The following is a 1,482-nucleotide window of genomic DNA, read 5'->3' as shown; positions in this document are numbered from 1 at the left end:
AGAAGTATACGTTAGGCTTATTCACTCAATCGTATGCATATGATGACGAAGAACGTGAAACAAAACGTCAAACTGAGTATGATAAAGGGTTAACTGTGACGAAAGAAACATTATTTAAAGATAAAAGTGATGATATCGATCATGTGAAATATGGTGTTGCTGATAAAATCCTACACGATTATCAATATAAAAAAAATACTGAAGATAATCAAAGCATACTCAACTTGAATGATGGTGTCTTAAAGCAAACTTCACAATTTAATGATGCAAACTTATTAAGTTCATTAATGTACACAAGTAAAACAAAACAACCATTTGAGATTAAATATGATTACACAAAAAATGGTAATATCTCAAAAGAAGTAATAGATGGTAATGTTTCAAGCTTTGAATACGATAAAAACGAGCAATTAACGAAGGAAACATTACGAAATGGCGATGTAAATACGTATGAATATGATGCAGTTGGTAATCGTACCAAAGCCTATTTGGGGAAAGAATATACATTCTCTTACAATGAAGCGAACCAAATTATAAAGAAAAATGCCACAGCATATAAATATGATGGCAATGGCAACTTATTAGAAGATGAAAACTACAAGTATTCGTACAATGAGCGTCAACAATTAACAAGTGTTAAAACGTCTGCTGGCAAAGACATCGCAGTCTATACGTACGATGAAGATGGTTTACGGTTAACAAAAACAATTGGTACTACAACACATGAATACTTCTATAATGATGAAGTATTAGAATTGGAAATTGTAAAAGAAAATAATCAAATTACGCAGTACCGTTCCTATGAATGGAATGGTTACACAGCCCTTGGAATGATCATAAAAGAAAAAAACGCCAATGGCACGTTCCAAACAAATCCATACCAATTCATCACGAACCATCGTGGCGATGTACTAAGCATTCGTGATGCAGACGATAAAGAAGTGGGTTCTTACGAGTATGATGCCTATGGTAATGTTTTAGCAGTTGAAGGAATTATCGCAAAAGAAAATCCAATTCGATACGCTGGCTATTACTATGATGGGGAAACCAAGAACTATTATTTACAAGCCCGTTACTATAACCCTGAAAACGGTGCGTTCTTAGCATTAGACCCACATCCAGGGGATGCTGATGAGCCGTTATCACAAAATGGTTATACGTATGCGAATAATAATCCAGTAATGTACGTTGATCCAGACGGAATGGTAAGCGTACGTACCAGGGATATAAAGGGAACAATAAATGTAATAGTATGGTCTATTCCTCAACTTAGACCTGTAGTTACTGCTTTGAAAAGCAAGGCCATGAAACAATTAAAAAAACTATTGAAAAAAGATACAGTAAAAGATAGATTAATAGAATCTACGTACAAAGGTCTGGCTCAGTCAGGTATGAAAAAATCTAAAGCAAAAACCATTGCAAAAACAATTATTACGGCTGTAATAGTTTACATTGGTATAACAGTTGGAGAAATTGTAGTAA

1 protein-coding gene is annotated in these 1,482 nt (G+C 34.0%); it reads left to right on the top strand.

Annotation, left to right across the window (positions count from 1 at the left end):
• Positions 1 to 1,482: RHS repeat domain-containing protein (locus tag ASU00_RS22695; protein ID WP_161809776.1), on the top strand; the 1,482-nt coding region annotated here is incomplete at both ends.

This window comes from Peribacillus muralis (genome assembly GCF_001439925.1).
In the GTDB taxonomy this organism is placed as follows: Bacteria; Bacillota; Bacilli; order Bacillales; family DSM-1321; genus Peribacillus; species Peribacillus muralis.
The sequence above is the reverse complement of the archived record's forward strand: the minus strand, read 5'-3'. Positions and strand labels throughout refer to the sequence as shown.